Annotated in this window: 4 protein-coding genes; all 4 read left to right on the top strand. The window is 41.2% G+C overall.

What is annotated here, in order from left to right:
* Positions 1–79 precede the first annotated feature (79 nt).
* The gene (locus QZU45_RS11075; RefSeq protein ID WP_295355276.1) at positions 80–820 is read left to right on the top strand and encodes an ATP-binding cassette domain-containing protein; all 741 of its coding nucleotides are present in this window, start codon (positions 80–82) and stop codon (positions 818–820) included.
* Positions 817–2,010 (top strand): hypothetical protein, encoded by a 1,194-nt coding sequence (locus QZU45_RS11070; RefSeq protein WP_295355274.1) that lies wholly within the window; start codon positions 817–819, stop codon positions 2,008–2,010. Before QZU45_RS11075 ends, QZU45_RS11070 begins: the two co-directional genes overlap by 4 nt.
* Complete coding sequence (locus QZU45_RS11065; RefSeq protein ID WP_295355272.1) at positions 2,003–3,727, top strand: SUMF1/EgtB/PvdO family nonheme iron enzyme; 1,725 nt, start codon at positions 2,003–2,005, stop codon at positions 3,725–3,727. Before QZU45_RS11070 ends, QZU45_RS11065 begins: the two co-directional genes overlap by 8 nt.
* A 3-nt stretch (positions 3,728–3,730) precedes the next feature.
* On the top strand, positions 3,731–4,171 hold a 441-nt coding region (locus QZU45_RS11060; protein WP_295355270.1), incomplete at its 3' end, for a hypothetical protein.

The raw sequence follows: 4,171 nt of genomic DNA, 5'->3' as shown, positions 1-4,171 counted from the left end.
TGCAAGATGGATTAAGCTAAACCCTGCTGAAGATGCTTCTATGGCTGTATATCCAATTCCTCTAGAGGTTCTTCCATAAGTGGATGCTTATTTAAAAGTTAAGGATTTCTCTTTTAGCTATCCTAAAAGAGATGAAAAGAGCGGGTATACCATTCGCCTTGATTCCCTTAGGATGGAGCCAGGCTCGGTCCTGGCTGTAACTGGTGTCTCAGGTTGCGGTAAATCCACTCTTTTAGAGTGTCTGGCCCTTTTAAGAGACAACAGCAGCTTTGGTAAATACTTTATTGATGATAAGGATGTCCTTTCAGAAAAAGCCGAAGCAAGACGTCTTATCCGTTCTGCTCTCATGGGCTATATGCCTCAGAGCGGTGGGCTGATTCCTTATCTTAGTATAAAAGAAAACCTTAAATTTCAGATAGATATCTCTGGCATCTCTAAAAAGAAGCTGAATTTAAAGACAGACGATACAGACTCTCTTCTGAGAAATTCTCTTGCTCTGTTTGAGGATTTTGGACTTAGCGACGTTCTTGACCTTTATCCTCATGAGCTGTCTATCGGACAGCGACAGCGTGCGGTGTTCTTCAAGAGTATCTGCCACAATCCAAAGATTCTGTTTATTGATGAGCCAACCTCATCTCTTGATCCTCAGAATGGAGACAAACTGATTTCTGTCATGCTTGAGGTCTGTTCAAAATACAGTATGTGCGTACTTATGGTTACCCATGATCTGGCACTTGTAAGAAAACACTCTCTAAGTGTTCTGGACTACGAGTCAGATGACTCTCAGAGAGGTATTTTTGTCTACAGGGAGTCAGTATGATCTTAAAGCTTGCTCTGTGCTCTCTCAGATTTGACAAGATTATCAGCATCTGTATCGTTGCATCTCTCTGTGCTGTGATTGCACCTCTGCTTCTGCTTTTCTCTCTGCGCTTTGGCATCATTTCAAATCTTGAGCATAAATTAAGCTCAAATCCTTCAAATCTTGAAATCAGAATGATGTCTGGTTACAGACTGGATCAGCAGTTTTTTGATGAGCTTAGCAGCAATCCCCATATTAGTTTTGTGATGCCTCTAACCCGCTCTTTAAGTGTAACTGCTAATATCAGTTTTAATGGCAGAATTGTTCAGAATCTTGAGACTCTTCCTACAGGCATTGGTGATCCAATTGTCAGGGAAATGGGACTGAACGGTGAACTGTCTGAGACTGAAGCCTACCTGTCAGAAACTACTGCTCAGGATTTAGGACTTAAGGTAGGGGATAACTTTAAATTTGTAATCTCCAGAATTACAGACAATAAAACAGTTAATGCAGTTGTTCCTTTTACTCTCAAGGGAATAATCAAAAAGGAGCTTCTGCCTCACAAGACTATTCTGGTAAATTTCAATACTCTGGTCTATATGGAAGATTATCGCGATGGCTTTGACCCTCCGGTTTTCTCTGACGGGGCCAATCCGAATACACAACGACAGACCTTTGCCAAGGCCAGAATATATGTGAAAAATTTAAGTGATTTGGAACCTGTATCGAGAATGCTTCGTCAGAATTACTCAATTACAGACAAGCTTGCCTCTGTAGAGAATCTGAAGGCAATCTCCAAGGTGCTTTCCTTTATATTTACCACTATTGCGCTGACGTCTATAGCAGGTGGCGTAATGGCAACGATTGGTCTTATATTTACTAATCTTTCAAGACTTGAGAAAACTTTTGCGCTGCTGTTTTTAAGCGGTATGTCAAAGAGCGGAGTTTTCTTTATTGTCATAATTCAGAATTTTATTCTCTCAGTCTGTGCCTATCTGTGTTCACTTGGACTGTTTTACGCGGGAATGTTTACTTTTAATCTTTATTTTAAAGACCTTTTAGGTCCAGATACTCTGGTAAGTATTCTTACCTTGTCTCATGTGATAACTGGCGGCATTCTGACTGTGCTTATCTGTGTAGCTGTAAGTATGGTTCTATGTCGTTTCAAGGTCTTGAATCTTAAGGTTGCGGATAGTTTAAGAAATGTTTAAGCAAATAGGAAAAATTGCAGCGGCAGTTTCTCTTGCTCTAAGTGCAAATGCCTACTGCAGTGACGAGGCAGTAAAAATCTTTAATCCAAATCCTCAGAAGGACGATGTGGTTATACCTATGCCTTGCGACAGGGTGATGGTTTTTAAAAAAGTTTATACCTCAAATGATCCTAAAAAAATTAAGGATAAGAATTACAATGCAGGTTCTGCCCAGAACAAGTCACCTATGGCTCAGAATCCTAATCTTAGATATGTTCAGGGCTCACTCCATGATTCAAAGGGCTATTATTTTCTGATGGCAAAGTATGAGCTTATGGCCGGACAGTATGAGGCTCTTATCAACTCAGACAAGTGTTCTTCTCTGAAACTTAACAAGCTATCAAGACTGCCTGCAGTAAAGATTTCATATTTTGATGCTATGAATGCGGCTCACAGTTATTCGCTGTTTCTTCAGCAGTCAAAGGAGAGTTTCAAGTCAGAGAATAATACCGTGGCCTACGCCAGACTGGCCTCTGATGATGAATGGGAGTTTGCTGCCCGCGGTGGTAATGCAGTAACTCAGAGTCAGTTTGAAGCTAATCTGCCTCCTATGGAAAATGATGATTTATCCTTGTATGCCTGGTATGACGGGCCTCAGAGCGCGAATGGAAAACTGCAGCTTGCCGGACTGAAAAAGCCTAATCCTCTGGGACTTTATGACATGCTTGGTAACGCTCAGGAAATGATTCTAGAACCATTTAAGGCTGTAAGAACCGGAAGACTCCTAGGTTTGTCCGGTGGCGTCTGCGTTCGTGGCGGCAGCTTTTTAACCCCTAAGGATTCTTTAGCCAGCTCCTTCCGTACAGAAAAACCTCTGTATGTAAACGGTGCTGATGTTATATCCAATGATACCTCCACAAGATTTGTGCTTTCTGTTCCTGTGGCTCAGAATACCGATGAGGTTAAAAAACTCAATTCTGATGTCGAATCTCTAGGTGATCATGATCCTCAGGATGAATCTGATAATGTTCTTGCTTCAGCCAAAAAGCGTATTGAACAGTATGAAGCTGAAAGCAAAAAAGCTCAGGAGAGCTTTAAGAAGGAAACCGACAGCTTAAAGGAACAGAATTCCTCTCTGAATGCGCTTAACTCTAACCTTGAAAAAAAGAGTGACAAGCTTCAGAAGCTCAATGAGAGTCTGATGTCATTAAATGATTCTCTGAATTCCTCCAATTCAAAACTTTTAGCTGAGCTTAAGGACCTCAAGGATAAGATTACAACTGCCAATGCTCAGGCTGAGTCTATGAAGGAGGTTGCTGTTACTGCAAATCTCAGATTAGGCGGATTCCTGTGCAAGACTGTAAATGACGGTGCCAATACCTTGGGCTATTACAGAAACCTTCTGAACGTTGTGAAAAAACAGTGTGAGTCATCTAAAGATCGCTGCAAGAATCTTGAGTCAGTTAATTCGAATATTGCATTAAATGAGGCTTCCTTAAAGGAGATACTGACTTACTACGGAGATACCATGGCTAACGCCCGTATGAACTACAGCATGGGTATATTTAAATCTCAGCTAAAAAATGCCAAGGAAGCTTTTGGTTCAAATACAAAATATGACTCTTATGTAGATACCTATTATCATCATCTGGATGGATACAAGAAGCTTTCAAAGGATTCTGCCAAGAACCACAAGCTATGGACAGATGAGTGCAGCAAGGTTGGAAAGGGAAAATAATAAATGCTACGAATATTCAGATGCAAAAGACAGGAAGTTTCACCTCAGGTATTAGCTTATGCACCTCATGCTGCACAATGGGACAGAGAAATTGAACAGCAGCTTGGTCAGGAATATTCAGCAATACTGGCCCAGCCTGTTGTCGATGGCGAGTATGTAAATTTTCTGACTCCTAAAAGCGGTGAACAGATTGAGGTTGATTCCTCCAATCGTAGTCAGTTTGCAAAAGTCTCTGAACTTTTAGAGAAGCGTAAAGAGCATGTTTATAACTTTCTGATCTCAGATAAGCCTCTGCTTAATCAGGAGCTTAACTCATCACGTGCTGATTATGCCTACGCGGTAGCTCATGCTGAGAAGTTTTTTGTTTTGCAGAATGAGATACCGGTTGCGGTTGGAGCCTTATTGAATGCAAAACCAGTATGGCTAAATCCAGTACCTCCGGTA

Origin of the sequence: uncultured Succinivibrio sp., assembly GCF_902756765.1 — a bacterium.
GTDB lineage: Bacteria > Pseudomonadota > Gammaproteobacteria > Enterobacterales > Succinivibrionaceae > Succinivibrio.
This window is presented reverse-complemented; position numbering and strand designations above follow the sequence as displayed.

What these genes read in the sequence shown, in the direction of transcription:
- QZU45_RS11070 (WP_295355274.1), top strand. Translation starts at nt 817, where the DNA reads ATGATCTTAAAGCTTGCTCTGTGCTCTCTCAGATTTGACAAGATTATC.
- QZU45_RS11065 (WP_295355272.1), top strand. Translation starts at nt 2,003, where the DNA reads ATGTTTAAGCAAATAGGAAAAATTGCAGCGGCAGTTTCTCTTGCTCTA.